The following is a 19,093-nucleotide window of genomic DNA, read 5'->3' as shown; positions in this document are numbered from 1 at the left end:
TCCCTCCAATGAATGGCTGTGCTCGCTCCTTGCGAACAGGCCGCTACCCCAGCTGTTTGCGCAGCACGAATTTTTGCACCTTGCCGGTCGAGGTCTTGGGCAACGGGGTGAAGATGATGCGCTTGGGGGCCTTGAAGTGGGCCATCTGCTCCCGGCAAAAGGCGATCAACTCCGCCTGGGTAGTCTCTCGCCCCTCTTTCAGTTTCACGAAGGCGCAGGGCACCTCCCCCCACTTCTCATCGGGCATGGCGATCACTGCCGCTTCGTCCACATCGGGATGGCGATAGAGCACATCTTCCACCTCCAGACTGGAGATATTCTCCCCGCCGGAGATGATGATGTCCTTGGATCTGTCCTTGATCTCCACATAACCATCCGGGTGCCATACCGCCAGATCGCCACTGCGAAACCACCCCTCCGCCATCGCCTCGGCGCTGGCCGCCGGATTTTTCAGATATCCCTTCATCACCACATTACCGCGCAGCACTATCTCCCCCATGGTTTTGCCATCCTTGGCCACCGGCTCGCCACTGACCGGATTGATGACCCGCATCTCCCCCTGCAGAGGTGACGCAACCCCCTGCCGCGCCTTGAGGCGGGAGAGCGCCGTGGCATCCTGCCCCTGCCAGCTTCTTTGCGGTTCGCACAACACGCAGGGGCCATAGGTTTCGGTCAGGCCATAGACATGGGTCACGGCGATCCCCATCGCTTCCATACCGGCGATCACGGTGGCGGGGGGCGCAGCGCCAGCGGTCATCACCTTGATGGGGTGATCCAGCCCCCGCTTGAGCGCCTGTTCAGCATTGTTGAGCATATTGAGCACGATGGGCGCCGCGCAGAAGTGGCTCACCTTGTGCTCGTGCAGCGCCTCATAAATGGCGGCCGCCTGCACATGGCGCAGGCAGACGCTCACCCCGGCGGTGGCCGCCAGCGTCCAGGGGAAGCACCAACCGTTGCAGTGAAACATCGGCAAGGTCCAGAGATAGACGGGGTGTTTGGGCAGCTCCCAGGAGAGCACGTTGTTGATGGCGTTGAGGTGGGCGCCGCGATGGTGATAGACCACCCCCTTGGGATTGCCGGTAGTGCCGGAGGTGTAGTTAAGGGAGATGGCCTGCCACTCATCCTCTGGCAACCAGCCGGGTTCATCGCCGTTACCAGTGGCAATAAAAGCCTCATAGGTCAGTTCACTGACAAGCGCCCCCTCCCGGTAGAGGGGATCGTCGATGGCGATGACCAGCGGTTGGATCTTCAGCAGATCCAGCGCCTTGCGCACCACAGGGCCAAACTCCCTGTCCACCAGCACCACCTTGCTCTGGGCATGCTGAAAGATAAAAGCCATCGACTCGGCATCGAGCCGGGTATTAATGGTGTTCAGCACGGCGCCGCTCATGGGCACCCCGAAGTGGGCTTCAAACATCGCCGGGATATTGGGCGCAACGATGGAGACGGTATCCCCCTCCCCGATACCGCTAAGCCGCAGGGCCGAGGCCAGCTGGCGGCAACGGCGGGCGGTCTCGCCCCAGCTCTGGCGCAGCGGGCCGTGGATCAGCGCCGGATAGTCGGGATAGACCCGCTCCGCCCGCCCCAAAAAGCTGATGGGGGTCAGGGCCTCGAAATTGGCGGCGGTTTTGGCAAGGTTGCGCTCATAGATGTTCTGCACTGTCATCGGATTCCTTCCTCACAAGTGGCACAAAACGGGCAGTTTCGGGATGATTCAGAGATCAGCAAGCGACATGGGCATCCTGCCCGTCACTGGTCTCTTATGGGGATGACAGCCTAGCAGTGAGCCTGTGGCGGCAGGTATTAGCAAAACGTCTTAGACAGTGGCAGCCTGCTGCCAACAGGGGCCTCCTGTTTTCGTTGCAAAAAAAAATATTTCATTACGGGAAAGCGTGCCATTTTTTTTCACAGGCTGTTTTTGGCGAATAACGAAAAATGACGATAATGGAATATTATTCTGTCAAAACTGCTTTATATGTCATTCCATTCATCTCGGCGCGCATTATTTTCATGACCTTTATTTAAGGTAAACCGCATAAAACGAAAGCTGAAATAGTTATTGCATAATAACTTTTATTTCATATCAGCTGTCAAATCCATGGAAAATAAATTTTGTGAGCCATCCCATAAAGCGAGCATGGCACCATGTTCATCCAGCCGCACACGGGTTACGGTTACAACGTGAAACAATCTACCGGATGTTCAATATCAGGCCAGATTTCTCGCCAATCACTACGCAATCCACAGTGAGTTTGCGTACCTTGGATGCATGACGCAGAAACCCTATCGACCCGATATTCCGCCGAGCCCAAACCTGCTTTATCAAGGAGCATTTTATGTGTGCCGTGCCGAATACCACACCACGCAGACAATTCCCTACTGCATTTACCATTCTGTTTCTTATTATGTTACTGGCCATTGCGCTGACCTGGATAATTCCGGCGGGCGTCTATGCCAAGCTCTCTTATAATCCTGCCAGTGAAAGCCTGATGGTCAATAGCCCACAGGGGGAAATAAGCCGACTTCCCGCAACCCAGGATGCCCTGGCAAAACTCAATATCAATATTGCGGTGGAGCAATTTACCAACGGCACCATCCGCAAACCCATCGCCATTCCCGGCACCTATGCCCGATTGGAGCAAGCGCCCAAGGGGCTCGGTGACGTGGCAGTCAGCATGGTCAAGGGCACCATAGAGGGGGCGGATATTATCGTCTTCATTCTGGTGCTGGGGGGGCTGATCGGCGTCATCAACAAGACTGGCGCATTCAGTGCGGGTCTTGTCGCCCTCTCACACAAGACCCGGGGCAACGAGTTCCTGTTTGTGGCGCTGGTCTGCTTCGTGATGGCGCTGGGAGGCACCACCTGCGGACTGGAGGAAGAGGCGGTCGCCTTCTACCCCATACTGGTGCCCATCTTTCTGGCGCTCGGCTATGACTCCATCGTCTGCGTAGGGGCCATCTTCCTCGCCGCCTCCATGGGAACCACCTTCTCCACCATCAATCCCTTCTCGGTGGTAATCGCCTCCAATGCCGCCGGCATTCCCTTTACCGAGGGGCTGATCTTTCGCGCCATTGGCTGTCTGGTGGGCACCCTGGCGGTGATCGGCTATCTCTACTGGTACTGCAAGAAGATCAAGGCCAATCCAGCCTTCTCCTACACCTATGAGGACAGAGAGAGTTTTCGCGCCCGTTTTCTCAAAGAGGGCTCTATGGACGAAGGGGTGCCCTTCACCCTGCGCCGCAAGATCATTCTGACCCTGTTTATCCTCGCCTTCCCGCTGATGGTGTGGGGCGTCTCCATGGCCGGTTGGTGGTTTCCGCAGATGGCAGCCTCCTTCCTGACCATCGCCATCATCATCATTTTTATCTCGGGTCTCAAAGAGAAAGAGGCGGTCGAGGCCTTCACTCAGGGGGCGTCGGAGCTGGTAGCGGTCTCGCTCATCATCGGGCTGGCACGGGGGGTCAATCTGGTGCTGGATCAGGGGATGATCTCGGACACCATTCTGGCCTACGCCTCCGATCTGGTCTCCGGCATGCACGGCGCCGTGTTCGCGGTGGCGCAGATGCTGGTGTTCACCCTGCTGGGGCTGGTGGTGCCCTCCTCCTCGGGGCTCGCGGTGCTCTCCATGCCCATCATGGCGCCGCTGGCGGATACTGTGATGATCCCGCGCTATATCGTGGTGTCGGCCTACAACTGGGGCCAATACGCCATGCTGTTCCTGGCCCCCACCGGACTGGTGCTGGTCACTCTGCAGATGCTCGGCATCCAGTTCAACAAGTGGGTCAAGTTCGTGCTGCCCATGGTGGGCTTTGTGCTGGGATTTGGCGCCCTGATGCTGGAGGCGCAAGTGATGTTGGCCTGATGGGCCTGTGATACATGAGTGACAACACCCCGTGCCTGGCGCGGGGTGTTCTTTTGTCAGCCTTAGTGGCGAACCCGTCCCTGCTGGTGGAAGCAGTAGAGCTTGAGGCTGATGTCGGCGATATCGGCGGGAAGCTCCTCTCCCTGCTCGGCCAGGGGCCGGTAGAGGGATGAGAGCAGACGTTCAGCCTGCTGCGCCGTGATGATGTTGGCCTGGATGGCCGGGGTGATCCAGCTGGGTAACATTGACATATCTCCCCCTCGTTGATCCGGTGATATCGGGTGAACATCTTTATTTCGGTCTTACGCCGTTGTCTGCCGACCCGTTCACCCTCTGCTTCACCCAATCAAAGCAAAATGCTTGCCGTGATCTCTTATCGGCATCCATCCGATGGAGCTGGAGCCATTTATCAACCACTTGCGTGGCCATCTCAAAGAACAGATCACCTGTTCAAGGCCTCCCTTGACCTGCCCCCGTCAGCACTTTGCCACTCTGGCATTCTGCTCACCGCCCGCCTTGCAAATTGCGACTCGAATTGCTCCTTATCACACTGGCAGAGTCCACCATACGCCGGAAACTGGTCACTTTTAGTCCGTTGTCGCCAAAGCCAGACACTTTTTCGGGGCGGCTATTTTTTGACCTTGCCAGCGCCTGTCGCAGACCCATCCCCCTCGCCTTGTCCGGCCAACCGGTTGTGACAAGATGGCGCCAGATTGGAAGAGCCCGTATGGGTATGCAGGAGAACCATAAAATGAACAGATCCATGATGGCAGGTATCGGTATTGGCATCGCCTCGGCCCTGGCACTCTCGGCGGCGGCCAGCGGCTCCCTCTTTACACCACAACCCACCTTTGCCGAGGTGATCGCCAGCAAGCCGCTCACCGAGACCATCAAGACTCCACGACAGGAGTGTCGCAACGTCACCGTGACTCACCGCAAGCCGGTACAGGATGAGCACAAGATCCTCGGCACAGTGGTGGGCGCGGCGCTGGGGGGCGTAGTTGGCAACCAGTTTGGCGGTGGCAGCGGCAAGAAGGTAGCCACCGCAGCCGGGGCGGTCGCAGGGGGTTATGCCGGTAATCAGGTGCAGGGCAATATGCAGGCGGGCGATACTTACACCACCACCGAGCAGCGCTGCAAAACCGTGCAGGATACGAGCGTCAACACCATTGGTTATGACGTGACCTATCGCCTCGCAGGTCAGGAGGGGGTGATCCGCATGAAGCAAGCCCCCGGAGCCACCATTCCGGTCAAGGATGGCAAATTGGTGATCGACCAGCCAAAAGTGTGATTTCTCCTGACTCCACTCAGCAGCAGGCCCGCCTCTTTCGAGGCGGGCCTGTGTTTTTGGGCGGCTTGTTTCCTTTCTCAAACAACGGCACGCACCACTCACGGCACCCGAACTATCACCCTTTGCAGCACTTCTTCACCGCCCGTACCACGTTCTGATAACCGGTACAGCGGCAGAGGTTGCCCGACAGCCCGCGGCGGATCTCCGCATCGGTCAGCGGACGACGCTCGGTCTTGTCGAGCAGGGCGGCGCTCGCCATCACAAGGCCCGGGGTACAAAAACCGCACTGTACCGCCCCCTCGTCGATAAAGGCCTGCTGCACGTCGGAGAGCTCATTGCCTTTGCGCTCCCCCTCCACGGTACGAATGGATTTGCCATCGGCCCACACCGCCAGATAGAGGCAGCTGTCGATAGCGGTGCCATTCACCCGCACGGTACAGGCGCCGCACTCACCGACACTGCACCCCTCTTTCACACTGATAAGCCCCTGCCCACGCAGGAAATGGAGCAGCGACATGGTGGGCGGCACTGCATAGGAGTAAGGCTTGCCGTTGATCTCGCACTGGATCTCCACGGCGGGACAGCTTTGCGGTTGCATCATAGGATCTTGCCTCCGGCACGTTCGACTGCGCAGGCGACCACCCGCTGCGCCAGGGTTTTGATGAGGTGTAGGCGAAACTCCTTCTCCGCCCGCCAGGAAGAGCGCGGCGCCACATCGGCCACCACCGCCTCGGCAATGGCGGCCAGTGTGGCGCGAGTCAGCGGTTGCCCCTCGGCCGCAGCTTCTGCGTGAGGCGTGCGCACCGGCGTTGGGGCCGCCACCCCGTAGGCCAGCCGTAGACGCTTGAAGTGGCCATCCTCAATCTGACAGTAGGCGGCGCAGCCGATGGTGGCGATATCCATGGCATCGCGCATGGCGTATTTGAAGTAGTGGGAGCCCACATGGGGGTGAGAATCCGGGGCGAAATGAAACGCCACCAGGATTTCTGCCGGTTGCAGCGCCACCTTGCCGGGGCCGGTGTGAAAACCGGCGATGGGGATGCGGCGTGTGCCATCGGGCCCCGCAATTTCAAGCTCTGCTTCCAGCGCGACTGTAGGCGCTGCCGAGTCTGCACTGGTGGCGCCATTGCAGATATTGCCGCCATAGGTGGCGACGTTGCGGATCTGCGGGCCGGCGATGGTAGCGGCCGCCTCGGCCAGCATCGGCAGGCGGCGCTGCACCAGTTCGTTTTCGATGAGCTCGGTAAAGGTGGTGCCAGAGCCGATGCGGATCGCCCCATCAGGCAACTCGCACACCCCTTTGAGTTCGGGCAAGTCGTGAATATCGACGATATGTCGATAGGCTGCGTTGAGGTGATGCAGCTGGATCATCACATCGGTGCCACCAGCCAACAGGCGCGCCTCGGGGTCAGCCTGACGCAGGGCGACCGCCTCGGCCACACTGTGCGCCTTGTAGTAACGGGCAATATCAAACATGGTGTTGCTCCTCCCCTGATCCCTCGCCAATCAAACCCGCTGCGACAAACTCCCGGAACAGGGTTTTGGGGGTGATGGGCAGCTCGTTGATGGCCACCCCGGTCGCCATGCGAATGGCGTTACGGATCGCCGGGCCCGGCGAGATAATGGGCGGTTCCCCCAGGGATTTGTGACCATAGACCGACTGGGGCTCGTAGGTCTGCACGAAGTCGCATTCAAGCTCCGGCAAATCCAGCATGGTGGGGAACTTGTAGTCGAGCAGGTTGGGGTTGCGTACCACGCCAGTCTTGGCATCGATGATCATCTCCTCGAACAGCGACCAGCCGATCCCCATCCCCATGCCGCCGTGCACCTGTCCCTCCGCCAGCTGCGGATTGAGGATCTTGCCTGCATCGTGCAGGTTGATGATGCGATTGATGGTCACCTTGCAGAGATCGATATCGACGCTGAGATCGACAAAGGTGCAACCAAAGCTCGGCGGATTGGTGGTGGTCTTGTGGGAGACCTCGGAGGTAATCTGGCCGCCGATGGTGAGGTGGTAGTAGGCGTTTACCGACACCTCGGCGACGCTGATCAGCACCTTGTCCGGCGCACCGGCCAGCACCACGTAGCCGTCGATCAGGGTGAGGGATCCCACATCCTGATGGCAGAGCTGGGCTGCCAGCGAGAGGATGCGGGCCCGCAGTTGCAGCGCCGCCTGATGGATGGCGGGGGCCGCTACATAGCTCTGACGCGAGGCGAACGAGCCAGGATCGTAGGCGGTAATGTCGGTATCCTGAGTCGAGATGACCCGGATCTGCTCAAACGGAATGCCCAATGTCTGGGCCGCCATCTGGGCAAAGACGGTGTCCGACCCCTGCCCTATCTCGGTGGCGCCGATCTGCAGATTGACGGTGCCATCCTGATTGAGCAGCATGCGGGCGCCGGCAATTTCGACCCCCACCGGATAGGTGTTGGAGCCGTAGCTGAAACAGGCTACCCCGATGCCACGCCGCACCCGGCTTGCAGGATCCTGCCCCAGACACTCGACCTTGAGCCGATCCCACTCGAACATCTCGCGACCACGCAGCAGGCAGTCCGGCAACCCGGCGCTGTAGATGGTCTTCTGGTTGACCTGATTGACATCCCCTTCCCGCGCCACGTTGGCGATCCGCACATCGAGCGGATCCAGCCCCAGCTCGGCGCAGGCGTCATCCAGCATGCATTCGAGGGCAAAAATCACCTGCGGCGCACCGTAACCGCGCATGGCACCGGCGGTGGGCAGGTTGCTGTAGAAGGTCTTGGCATCATAGCCGAAGGCGCTGCGCGGATAGAGGTAGCTGATCTTGTTGCCCCCGGCGCTGGCGATGGAGTGGCCGTGGGAGGCATAGCCGCCGGTGTTGGAGAGCACGTCGAGCTGATAGCCCTTGAGGGTGCCGTCGCGGTTGAGGCCCATCTTGCCATCGATGGCAAAGCCGTGGCGGGTGCGGGAGGCAAAAAAGCACTCCTCCCGGCTCAGAGTCACCTTGACCGGCACGCCGCCGAGCTTGTAGCTCAAAAACGCCGCCATCGGCTCTTCCAGCACATCCTGCTTGTTGCCAAAACCGCCGCCCATATAGGGCTTGATCACCCGCACGCTGGACCAGGGCAGACCGAGGGATTTGGCCACGCGGCTGCGCACTATCTGGGGGATCTGGGTACTGCTGACGACGATGATGTGGTCCGGTTGATCCATGTAGGCGTAGCAGGTCACCGTCTCCAGATGGCAGTGCTGCACCACCGGCGTCCGGTAGTGCGCCTGAAATTGCAGGTCAGCGGAGGCAATGGCCTGCTCCGGGTCATTGGCGCGAAGCTGGCTTTGGCGCAGCAGATTGCCGCTCGGGTGGATGGGATAGGCATCGTCGGCCAGCGAGCTTTGGGCATCCGTCATCACCGGCAGCGGTTCGTAGGTCACCTTGACCAGCGCAGCCGCTTTTTCGGCGACCAGTGGATCGCGGGCCACGACTATGGCGACCCCATCGCCAAAGTGGCGTACATGGTCGGTGAGCAGACGGCGGTCTTTCACATCCCGTTTCGCCTCATCGAGGGACCAGGCGTGACCGGCGGTGCGAAAACAGGTGGTGGGCACATCTTCATGGGTAAACACGGCTTCAACCCCGTGCAAGGCCAGCGCCTCGGTCGCGTCGATGGCGAGCACCTTGCCGTGGGCAATATTGCTTCTCACGTACTTGGCGTGGCGCATCCCGAGCATGATGTTGTCATCGGTATAGCGGGCGCTGCCGGTCACCTTGGCCTCGGCATCCACCCGCTTGAGCGGTAATCCTATGGACATATGCAAGTCCTTTTTCGAATGGAAAAATCTGGAACCGGCATAAAAAACAGCAAGATATGCGCCTGTTTCCCGCCATCGTCAGGAGAATGGGGAGAAGTGTGAAGGGGATCCCATCTAGCCCGCTTTTGTTGGCCCGAAGCGACAAGCCAAGGGCAGCCCCTGAGCAAATGGGGCACATCAGCGGTGAAAAAATCGGCAGAGCGAGGAGAGCAAGGGTGGGAGCCTATCAATCTGGTAGGGGGATTTATCAAAATGGTATCGCGATGGCACCAGCGGCTAAGGCATGGTAACCAGCGTTGACGGTCAGAGCGCTGCAGATATAAAAATGGGGCCGCCAGAGCGACCCCAAACGGGCGGGTTATCCCTAAATAGCCCACCCTCCAGCATAAAAGAGCACCAGCGCCAGGGCGATGACCACGGTGCCGACGTTGAGCTTGTGCCACTCCTTCGAGCAGATGCGGCCGATCACCAGCGAGCTGAAGCCAAGCATGATGCCGGTGACAATATTGCAGGTGAGCACGATAAAGACGGCGCACACCAACCCGGACATGGCCCCGACAAAGTCATCGAAATCGAGTTTGGTGACGTTGCTCAGCATCAAGAGCCCCACATACATCAGTGCCGGCGCCGTGGCATAGGCGGGCACCAGATAGGAGAGCGGCGAGAGGAACAGCATCAGCAGGAACAGGCCGCCGACCACGGTCGCGGTCAGGCCGGTTTTGCCTCCCGCCGCCGTGCCCGCCGCCGATTCGATATAGACGGCAGCGGGGGCCGCCCCCACCAGACTGGAGAAGATGCTGCTGACCGAGTCGGCACTGAGCGCCTTGCCGCTGTTGATGATGTGACCATCCTTATCAAGCAGGTTGGCCTGCCCCGCCACGGCGCGGATGGTGCCGGTGGCATCGAATACCGCTGTCATCACCAGCGCCAGTACGCTGGGCAACACCAGCGGCGAGAGGGCCCCCATGATATCCAGACTGAAGATGAGGGACTTGCCTTGATCGTCCGAGAGGCTCGGCAGGGCGAACAATCCCTGATACTTCACCGCAGGATCGAAAATCAGGCCGAAGATGGAGATGGCGATAATCACCAGCAGGATCCCCCCCGGTACTCTCAGCTTCTCCAGCCCGAAGATCACCGCAAGGCCGATCAGGGACATGATGACCGGCATCGAGGTGAAGGCCCCCAGCGCCACCGGCAGCCCCTCCAGCGGGTTCTTGATCACCAGCCCCACCCCGTTGGCGGCGATAAGCAGCAAGAAGAGACCAATCCCGATGCCGGTGCCGTGGGCAATCCCCATGGGCAGGTTGTCGAGGATCCAGCTACGCACCCCGGTCACCGAGATGGCGGTAAAGAGTACCCCCATCAGGAAGACGGCGCCCAACGCCACCGGAATGGGGATCTGCTGCCCCAGCACCAGACTGAAGGCAGTAAACGCTGTGAGGGAAATAGCGCAACCGATGGCCATCGGCAACTTGGCCCAGAGCCCCATCAAGAGCGAACCGAATCCCGCCACCAGACAGGTGGCGACAAACACGGCGCCGGGAGGAAAGCCCGCCTTGCCGAGCATGCTTGGCACCACGATCACCGAGTAGACCATGGCAAGGAAGGTGGTGAGGCCCGCCAGCACCTCCTGTCTGACGTTGCTGCCCCGCTCACTGATCATAAAGTAGCGATCAAGAGCCGTGAGCGGCTGTTGCTTTGCTGCGCTCTGGCTGGCGTCATCATTGGCCAGCTGTTCCACGCTGTTTGTCCTGCTGTTTGCTTGGGTCATACCCAACTCCTTCACACGCGCCTGAATGTTCCATGACGAAATGGCGACAGGATCTGCGGGTCTGCCGAGCGCAAGTTTGATAAAAAACAGGCGATGGCGGCAGCGGATGCGACAGACAGACCAGGGCAGGCAGCCTTGACTCAAACGTTTGCCTTGCTGGTCAAAAAAACCGGGCCATTTCACGTTCTATGCGGGGAGATCCCCTGTCGTGCGGCAAGACTGGCGCCCCGTGGGGTACACCAGCCGCCGTATTCGTTGGGGCTGCGCCGCGGCAGCCCCCTCCAGCCCCTACCCCCGTTCATGCACCAGTTGGCCATCCACATAGGTGCGGTAGATGGACCTGTCATCCCCCAGGGTCAACAGCACAAAGAGCTTGTCCCGCAGGGTGGTGGAGTTGTCATAACGCAGCTGCTGCAACGGGGTGGCGACCGGGTCGAGCACCACGAAGTCCGCCTCCTTGCCCACCGCAAAGCTGCCGATCTTCTCGTCTAGCCCCAGCGAATGGGCGCCGCCCAGGGTGGCCAGATAGAAGGCCTGATAGGCCGAGAGCCGCTCACCCTGCAGTTGCATCACTTTGTAGGCCTCGTTGAGGGTCTGCAGCATATTGAAGGTGGTGCCCGCACCGATGTCGGTGCCCATCCCCACCTTCACCTGCTTGCGCCACGCCTTGTGCAATTTGAAGAGACCGCTGCCCAGATAAAGATTCGATGTGGGGCAGAAGGCGATGGTGGAGCCGGTCTCCTTCAGGCAATCCCACTCCTGCTCTTCCAGATGGACGCAGTGGGCAAACACGCAGTTGTGGCCGGTCAGCCCATGCTGGTGATAGACATCGAGATAACCCTTGTGCGCCGGGAAAAGAGATTTGACCCAGGCGATCTCATCCTTGTTCTCGCACAGATGGGTGTGCAGATAGGTGGTGGGAAACTCTTCGCGCAGTCGCCGCGCCATCGTCAGCTGCTCGGGTGTCGAAGTGGGTGCAAATCGTGGTGTGATGGCATAGAGCAGTCGACCATTGCCGTGCCAGCGCTCGATAAGCTGCTTGCTCTGCACATAACTGCTCTCGGCGGTATCGAGCAGATAATCGGGTGCATTGCGATCCATCATCACCTTGCCGGCGATCATCCGCATATTGATGCGGCTGGCCGCCTCGAACAGCGCATCCACCGACTCGGGGTGAACGGTGCCAAACACCAGCGCAGTGGTAGTGCCGTTACGCAGCAACTGCTTGATAAAGAAGGTGGACATCTCGCGGGCATATTCGAGATCGTTGTAGCGCCGCTCGGCCGGGAAGGTGTGGCGGTTGAGCCACTCCAGCAGCTGCTCGCCATAGGCTCCCACCATTTCACTTTGGGGATAGTGAATATGGGTATCGACAAAGCCGGGCACTATCATCTTGCCGCGATAATCCCGCACCCGCACCTCGGCCGGAATACGCGCCTTCCCCTCCTCCCACTCACCGAACCAGTCGATGCAACCGTTGCGAATGATCAGCAGACCATCCTCGATAAGACGGGCGTTGGACTCAATCTCCTCGGGCTGATCCACCACCCGGGTGATATCGAAGAAGCTGCCGCGTACCGCTTTGACAGAGTTGTCGTTTTTCATAACCGTTTCCCTGTTTTTCTTGTTCTGTTGACGTTTTTTGCCGGTTTAACCGTCAGATCCGTTCCACTTGTGGCGCCACCGCCTGCCCGGGCACTGGCTCTGGTGAACCCTCCCCCTTGCTGGCCGATGACAGGCCCGCGCTGCGGGCGGTAAAGATCACATCCGGCTTGTCGCTCAGCTGGATCACCTCCACCGCCTCGGCATCCCTGACGGCCGCCTTGCGTTTGCGGCTTTGCGGCAGCACCAGATTCATGATGATGGCGGTGATGCCGCCAGCGCAGATGGGGTTCTCCACCAGCATGTAGATACCCGCCGGCAGCACCTTGAAGACGTTCGGGTCATAGGAGACGCCGAGCCCAAGACCCAGCGAGGTGGCGACAATCAGGGTCTCCCGCCGATCGAAACCGTGGCTGATGATGATGCGACCACCGGCGATGGCGATCATGGAGAACATGATGACCATGGCGCCCCCCATTACAGGTGACGGGATAGTAGTGAAGAAGCGCCCTACTACGGGGAAAAGCCCCAGCAGCACCAGGATGACGGCGATAAACTTGCCCACATGGCGTGACGCCACTCCGGTCATCTGGATGACGCCGTTGTTCTGGGCAAAGGTGGTGAGTGGCAAAGAGCCGAGGGCCGAGGCGATCACCGATACCAGACCGTCCGCCAGTACGCCGCCGGAGAGCCGTTTTTGAAACTCGGGGCCCTGAATATCCCGGTGGGAAACCATGGCGGTGGCGGTGATGTCCCCCACCGCCTCCAGCACGCTCAACAGATAGATGGTGCCCGCCAGCATAAAGGCGTGAAAATCGAAGGAGAAACCGTACTTGAACGGGATCGGCACCGTAATGAGCGGCAGGTCCTCAAGGGCGGAGAAATCCACCATACCGAGCATCAGGGCCACCGCATAGCCCACCATCAGGCCGATGGCGATGCCGCTCATCCGCAGCAGCGGGCTTCGGCTGCAGTTGAAGGCGACAATGACGCAGAGCACCAAAAGCCCCAGCCCGATGTTCTCGTATTTGCCGAAGGTACCGCTGCTCATGGCGGAGAAGCCGCCGCCAAAGTCGATGATCCCCACCTTGATAAGGCTCAGACCAATCATCAGTACCACCACACCGCTCACGGTCGGGGTGATCACCCGCTTGAGATAGGGCAGCACAAAGGAGGAGCCCATCACCAGAAAGGCGCCGACAAAGGAGACCCCGAGCAGGGTCGAGACGATCAGCTCCTCATGGATGCCATCTTTTTTCATGGCGCCGCCGAGCGCGATCATCACGGTGACGAAGGAGAAGTTGACCGACTGGATGGAGAGCAGCCCCGATCCTATGGGGCCATAGCGGTTTACCTGCAGCCAGGTGCCGATACCGGAGGCGATCATCGCCATGGAGACCAGATAGGCGGTGGTCTCGGTGGAGAGGCCCAGGGCGCCGCCGACGATCAGCGCCGGGGTTACCATGGGGACAAAAATGGCCAGCAGATGGGTCACTGCACCCATCAGGGTTTGATAAAACGGGGGTTTGTCTTCCAGCTCGTAAATAAGATCAGAGTGCTTGCGTGTTGTTTTAGACATCGTGTTTGTCCCATCACACAGAATGGAGGCGGAGTACTCATTCCGCCGTCAGGCGCTGGGGGCGAGCTTGCGCCCGCCCCTCACCTTTTCTTTTGTTATGCCGACACTTTTTGCTCCAGCTTGCCCAGTTCGCGCAGGATCTGCTCCGGCGTGAAGTGCCACTTGCGCAGCCAGACACCGCAGGCGTCGTGGATGGCGGTGGCGATGGCGGGCGCGGCGCCGTTCACCCCAATCTCCGAGATGGACTTGGCGCCGTAAGGGCCGACCTTGTCATCACTCGGTACCAGGAAAGCCCGGAAGTCGCGGGGAATATCGCCAATCTTGGGCGCGCCATAGCTCTTGAGATCCCGGGTGAGCGGGATGCCCTTGCTGTCGTAGCAGATCTCCTCGGTCATGGTGTGGCCGATGGCCCGCATGGTCGCCCCGTAGATCTGGCCGAGGGCCAGCTCCGGATTGATGGGGGTGCCGCAGTCGAGCAGGGCGTAGAACTTGTCGAGGCGGATCTGGCCGGTTCTGACGTTGACCGCAACCTCGGCGAAGTTGGCCCCATACGGGAAGGCAAGCTCCGAGGTGATGTAGCTGGCGGTGCCCACCAGGATACCGAAGCCGGTACCTGTCTCCGCCTTGTGGGCCAGCTTGGCGAGGCTCACCTCCCCCTGCTTACCGCGCACTATGCCCGGGTGAACCAGCTCTACGTCTTCGACCGGCTCGCCCAGCATGGCGGCGCCGTGAAACAGGATCTTCGCCTTGAGGTTCTCGGCCGCCATCTTGGCTGCATTGCCGGAGAAGCAGGTACCGGACGAGGCGTAGGCCCCCTTGTCGAATAGCGCATGGTCGGTATCGCCAGAGATGACGTGCACATCGCTGAGCGGGCAACCGAGCACCTCGGCGGTCAGCTTGGCCACCACGGTATCGAGGCCGGTGCCGATATCGGCACCACCGGAGTGGACGATAAAGGTGCCGTCCGATTCCAGCTTGACCATGCAGTTGGCCTGATCGATATCCGGGATCCCCGATTTTTGCATGATGATGGCGACGCCACGACCGATGCGCCAATCCCCGTCAGCGGGTTTGGGGCTATCCCACGCGATAAGTTCGCGGCCCTGTTTGAGGATGGGTTCGAGGGCGCAGCTGGCGGCGTGGGGCACAGAAGTTGGCATCTTGCCCTCACCGATGGCCCCCAGCACCTTGAGGATGTCCCCTTCATGCACCCGGTTGTGCTCCACCATGTCGAGCTGATCGATACCCAGTTTCTCGGCAAGTTCGGCAATGGCCATGGTCAGCGCGAAGTTGCCCTTGGGCGCGCCGTAGCCCTGATAGGCGCCGGTCGGGCAGATGTTGCTGTAGTAGGTATTGACGGTAAAGCGCACGTTGTCGCACGGATAGAGCGGCAGGGATAGCGCCGGGCCGTTGCTTGGCACCGTCAATGAGTGGTTGCCGTAAGGGCCGGTGTTGGCACGAAAATCCATGTCGATGGCGGTGATGGTGCCATCTTTCTTGGCCCCCACTTTCACCTTCACCTTGGCCACGTGGCGGGAGGTGTTGCTGATGAACTCCTCTTCACGGGTGTAGCGGAAGGTGACGGGACGGCCGGTGACCTTGGTCGCCCAGGCGCACACCTCTTCCAGCAGGATATCCTGCTTGGAGCCAAAACCGCCCCCTACCCGCTCCTTGATCACGTGCACCTGATGTTGCTTGAGGCCGACGATACGCGCCACCTGACGGCGCACGTGCCACGGCACCTGAGTAGAGGCGTGAATGACCAGACGCTCCCCATCCATGTAGGTGAAGCAGATGTGCGGCTCGGTCGGGCACTGCTGGGCCTGGGTCGATTCGTAGGTGCGCTCGACAATCTCGTCCGCCTCGGCAAAGCCTTTGGCCACATCGCCGATCTGGCCATGGACGCTGGCGGCAAGGTTCTCGTGGGGACGGGAACCGATGGGGAAGTTGATGATCATGTGCTCGTCGCCGCGACGCACCGAGCAGGCGTTCTGCTGCTCGAGATCCGCAGGCGCACCGGCCATGTAGATAATGGGTTCATCGTGGACCAGCGGGGCATTGGGGGCCATCGCCTCATCGATATTCATGACCGCTGGCAGCACCTGATACTCGACCTCGATGAGTTTGAGGGCCGCCAGAGCGACAGCTTCACTCTCGGCCACCACGGCGGCGACCCTGTCACCTACGTGGCGTACCTTGCGGCTGAACATACGGCGATCGAGCGGTGATGGCTCGGGAGCACTCTGGCCACCCGGGGTGTAAAACACATCCGGGCAGTTGAGGTGGGTGATGACATGCACGACGCCCGGCAGCGCTTCGGCGCGACTCACATCGAGTTTGGTGATCACCGCATGGGGATGGGGACTGCGCAGCATCTTGATGATCAGTGCATCCTCGGTAACCCGATCCTCCACATAGCAGGGCTTGGCCTGCACCATCTTGGCGGCGTCCACTTTCGGGCAGCTCTTGCCGATATGGCGCAGATCGTCGCGAAACTCCGGGGCGATCTGGCACAGGTAATCGGGATCCTTCATCCGTGAGCAAGCGAGCTCGATGGCCTGATAGAACTGCTGATAACCGCCATCGCGGTGAAAGAGGCCCGAGAGGGCATCGTCGATTTGATCACGGGTAGGCTCGGGATGGCGATCAAGCAGGTCAGTGACGATGAGCGCGGCGGCCGGATCGTTGTAGCCGGACTGCACCACCCCCACATCCACCATCGCCTGCTGCACCAGACTGAGCTGGTTCCAGCTGCCGAGCGACTCGGCGGTGCGCACCTCTGATCCATCCAGCTGGGCGGCGATCAGCAGGGAGGCGTTGATCACCTTGCCGTTGAAGAGAATGGCGTCGGAGCCGGCAAAACCGAAGCCGTCGTCACTGTTGCGCACCGAGTGCATCCGGCACTGGTTGAACAGCACCCGCTGGGCATTGTCACCGGCCTTGCAGATGACGGTACGCAGGGCACCGTTCAGGGTAAAGTTGAGTTCCATCATGCTTGCACCTCCTGCTGCTGGCAATCCACCAGCAGATCCGCCACTACCACGCCGGTGATATACCGCTTGTAACTTATGCTGCCCGCCAGATCTTCACGGGGCGCAATCAGCTCGCTCACGGCGGCCTCCAGCGCGGCATCGTGCAGATCGCGGCGCTCCAGATCCCGCAGGCGCATCGGCTGCGGGGTGACACCAGCGACGGCCACCCGCATCTCGCCAATGCTGTCGAGGGCCACGGCGGCGGTCATCACCGCCAAGCCATCGGCATTGCGGCTGATGCGGCGAGTGGCGCAGCGCAGTTCAGGCTCCGGCAGCACAACTCCCAGCACTAGGGCATTGCGCTGCCCCGCCAGGTAGGCGTCGATGGGTTGCAGCAGGTTGTTCTCCAGCACGACCACGGCTTCGAGTACCAGCAACACCGGCAGCAAGGGGGAGTCCTGTTGCTGGCAGGCAAGTTCGCCGCCAATGGTGGCTTGATTGCGCAGATGGCGGGAGTAGACAAACCCCAGCGCCTCGCACAGGGCGGCCGGGGTACGGGGATCCTCTTTCAGGGTCTGCAGGGTGACGGTGGCGCCGATATGGAGCTGGCCGTGCTGCTGCTCAATCTGATCAAGCCCCAGCCTCTCCAGCGAGATGGCGACTTTCTTGTCGGTGCGGGTCGGGGCGGCGTTAAGCTTGCTGCCGCCCCCCATGTAGACGGCGTCGTTGCCGAAGCTGGCCTTGAGTTCCAAAGCCTGACCCAGTTGCTCGGGTCGGAAGAATTGCTCAATCATGTGTCGTCCTTACTCTTGCTGCCCGCCGCCGGGGAGATCCACAGGGCGGGCAATCCGGTCCAAAACTGTGGAAGGTGGCCTTAGGCCAGCTGATCCATCCGTTGCCACAGGCGGCTCGCCACCTTGCTGGCCTGCTCATAAAGGGGCGCGACATCGAACGGAAACTCGCGGTCCTGATAGACCATGCGCCCCTCCACCATCACGCTGTTGACGCTGGCAGATCCCATGCCGAAGGCGAGATGGCCACCGAGGTTGCGCGGCGCCAGCGGGGTTGGCGCGTCGTAGTCGCAGATGGTGAGGTCGGCCTTGTAGCCCGGCTCCAGGCGGCCAAATTTGGCGCCGAAGTTGCGCTCCAGCAGGGTATTGCCGTTCCACAGGAAGCGGGCAAAGCTGTCGGGCCACAGCGCGCCGCCGGCATCCTTGTGCTTGAAGTAGGCAAACTTGAGCTCTTCGAGCATGTCGGAGCCGATGCCATCGGTGCCGAGCGCCAGATTGCGATACTCCGGCAGGTGCATGTTGTAGCCCACATGGTTGTTCATGTTGGAGCGGGCGTTGTGCACCAGGAAGGCATCGCGGCTGTTGAGCAGCTCGATGTCAGCCGGGCTCAGGTAGATGCCGTGGGCGATCAGGGTCTTGCTGTCGATCAGGCCAAACGCGTCCAGCCGGGCGATGGGCTCCTTGCCATAGTGGTGGTGGCCGTGGGCCATGTCGTAGCGATCTTCCGCCACATGGATATGCAGGCCGCGACCGGTGACCTGCACCGCTTCGCGCAGCATGGCCAGCCCCTCGTCGGGCACGGTGAAGGGGGCATGGGCGCCAATATGGGCCTCCACCAGATAGGGTTCGTTCCCCTTGGCCTTGGCCGCATCGATCTGTTGGGCGAACAGGATGTTCTCCTCCACCCCGGCCTGCAGCTCGGCGAGGCCACCGTTGCGATCCGTGGTCTCGAAGCAGGTCATACCGCGCAGACCCGCTTCCACAAACCCTTTGCGCAGCACATTCAGGGAGCCCTTGATGAAGTTGGGCGAGGCGTGGTGGTCGATCACCGCACTGCAGCCGCTCTTGATCGCCTCCAGCGAGCAGATGAGGCCGCTGTAGTAGAGGGACTCCTCATCGAGCGCCCGATCGAGCCGCCACCAGAGGTTTTTCAGGGTGGAGATAAAGTCCGGGCAGGGGGCGATGTTGGCCATGATCCCCCGCGACAGGCCGGAGTAGAAGTGGTTGTGGGCACAGACGATGCCCGGCATCACCAACTTGCCCCCCATCTCCCGATAGTTGGCCTCCGGGTAGAGGGCCCGCAGATTGGGCCCCACCGCTTTGATAAACGATCCTTCGATGGCGATATCCACCCCTTCCAGCACCCGGGTCGGCTCCAGCTGGACAGCGGTGACGTTCTTCAGAATAAACATGGTTTGCTCCTTCGCTTATTCG

13 protein-coding genes are annotated in these 19,093 nt (G+C 60.6%); 2 read left to right on the top strand and 11 right to left on the bottom strand.

The features are described 5' to 3' along the window. Window positions 1-43 precede the first annotated feature (43 nt). Complete coding sequence (locus ACTG2U_RS02345) at window positions 44-1,666, bottom strand: acyl-CoA synthetase (RefSeq protein WP_439973967.1); 1,623 nt, start codon at window positions 1,664-1,666, stop codon at window positions 44-46. 670 nt (window positions 1,667-2,336) lie between these two features. On the opposite strand from ACTG2U_RS02345, the gene ACTG2U_RS02340 reads away from it, so the two are divergent. Beyond that, window positions 2,337-3,863, top strand: coding sequence for a YfcC family protein (locus ACTG2U_RS02340; protein ID WP_439973966.1), 1,527 nt, complete (start codon window positions 2,337-2,339; stop codon window positions 3,861-3,863). 62 nt (window positions 3,864-3,925) lie between these two features. Here ACTG2U_RS02340 and ACTG2U_RS02335 read toward each other — a convergent pair whose 3' ends face one another. Next, entirely contained in the window at window positions 3,926-4,114 is a 189-nt protein-coding gene (locus ACTG2U_RS02335; RefSeq protein ID WP_439973965.1) for a hypothetical protein, read from the bottom strand. 500 nt (window positions 4,115-4,614) lie between these two features. On the opposite strand from ACTG2U_RS02335, the gene ACTG2U_RS02330 reads away from it, so the two are divergent. Next, a complete protein-coding gene (locus ACTG2U_RS02330; RefSeq protein WP_439973964.1) occupies window positions 4,615-5,154 on the top strand; it encodes a glycine zipper 2TM domain-containing protein in 540 nt (179 codons plus the stop codon). 115 nt (window positions 5,155-5,269) lie between these two features. Here the strand turns inward: ACTG2U_RS02330 and xdhC are convergent, their stop codons facing one another. The 9 genes from xdhC to ssnA all read right to left on the bottom strand — a co-directional run bounded on the left by xdhC (window position 5,270) and on the right by ssnA (window position 19,071). Then, window positions 5,270-5,755 carry a xanthine dehydrogenase iron sulfur-binding subunit XdhC gene (gene xdhC, locus ACTG2U_RS02325; protein ID WP_021230037.1) on the bottom strand — a complete coding sequence of 162 codons (486 nt, stop codon included), beginning with the start codon at window positions 5,753-5,755 and terminating at the stop codon, window positions 5,270-5,272. Beyond that, complete coding sequence (gene xdhB / locus ACTG2U_RS02320) at window positions 5,752-6,630, bottom strand: xanthine dehydrogenase FAD-binding subunit XdhB (protein ID WP_335813086.1); 879 nt, start codon at window positions 6,628-6,630, stop codon at window positions 5,752-5,754. The genes xdhC and xdhB overlap by 4 nt, the downstream gene beginning before the upstream one ends. Beyond that, on the bottom strand, window positions 6,623-8,941 hold the full coding sequence (gene xdhA / locus ACTG2U_RS02315) for a xanthine dehydrogenase molybdenum-binding subunit XdhA (protein ID WP_439973963.1): 2,319 nt from the start codon (window positions 8,939-8,941) through the stop codon (window positions 6,623-6,625). Before xdhA ends, xdhB begins: the two co-directional genes overlap by 8 nt. A gap of 364 nt (window positions 8,942-9,305) precedes the next feature. After that, on the bottom strand, window positions 9,306-10,607 hold the full coding sequence (locus ACTG2U_RS02310; protein WP_180343373.1) for an NCS2 family permease: 1,302 nt from the start codon (window positions 10,605-10,607) through the stop codon (window positions 9,306-9,308). A 396-nt stretch (window positions 10,608-11,003) separates the two neighbouring features. Further along, complete coding sequence (guaD, locus tag ACTG2U_RS02305; RefSeq protein WP_323905411.1) at window positions 11,004-12,320, bottom strand: guanine deaminase; 1,317 nt, start codon at window positions 12,318-12,320, stop codon at window positions 11,004-11,006. Window positions 12,321-12,372: 52 nt separating this feature from the next. Further along, window positions 12,373-13,896 carry a nucleobase:cation symporter-2 family protein gene (locus ACTG2U_RS02300; protein ID WP_439973962.1) on the bottom strand — a complete coding sequence of 508 codons (1,524 nt, stop codon included), beginning with the start codon at window positions 13,894-13,896 and terminating at the stop codon, window positions 12,373-12,375. Between the two features lie 95 nt (window positions 13,897-13,991). Continuing rightward, window positions 13,992-16,889 carry a molybdopterin-dependent oxidoreductase Mo/Fe-S-binding subunit gene (locus tag ACTG2U_RS02295; RefSeq protein ID WP_439973961.1) on the bottom strand — a complete coding sequence of 966 codons (2,898 nt, stop codon included), beginning with the start codon at window positions 16,887-16,889 and terminating at the stop codon, window positions 13,992-13,994. Further along, window positions 16,886-17,662, bottom strand: a complete 777-nt coding sequence (gene ygfM / locus ACTG2U_RS02290; RefSeq protein ID WP_439973960.1) for a molybdopterin-dependent oxidoreductase FAD-binding subunit — start codon at window positions 17,660-17,662, stop codon at window positions 16,886-16,888. The genes ACTG2U_RS02295 and ygfM overlap by 4 nt, the downstream gene beginning before the upstream one ends. A gap of 80 nt (window positions 17,663-17,742) precedes the next feature. Next, a complete protein-coding gene (ssnA, locus tag ACTG2U_RS02285) occupies window positions 17,743-19,071 on the bottom strand; it encodes a putative aminohydrolase SsnA (RefSeq protein WP_439973959.1) in 1,329 nt (442 codons plus the stop codon). Between the last annotated feature and the right edge of the window lie 22 nt (window positions 19,072-19,093).

Origin of the sequence: Aeromonas sp. 95A, assembly GCF_051919235.1 — a bacterium.
Classification (GTDB): Bacteria; Pseudomonadota; Gammaproteobacteria; order Enterobacterales; family Aeromonadaceae; genus Aeromonas; species Aeromonas veronii.
This window is presented reverse-complemented; position numbering and strand designations above follow the sequence as displayed.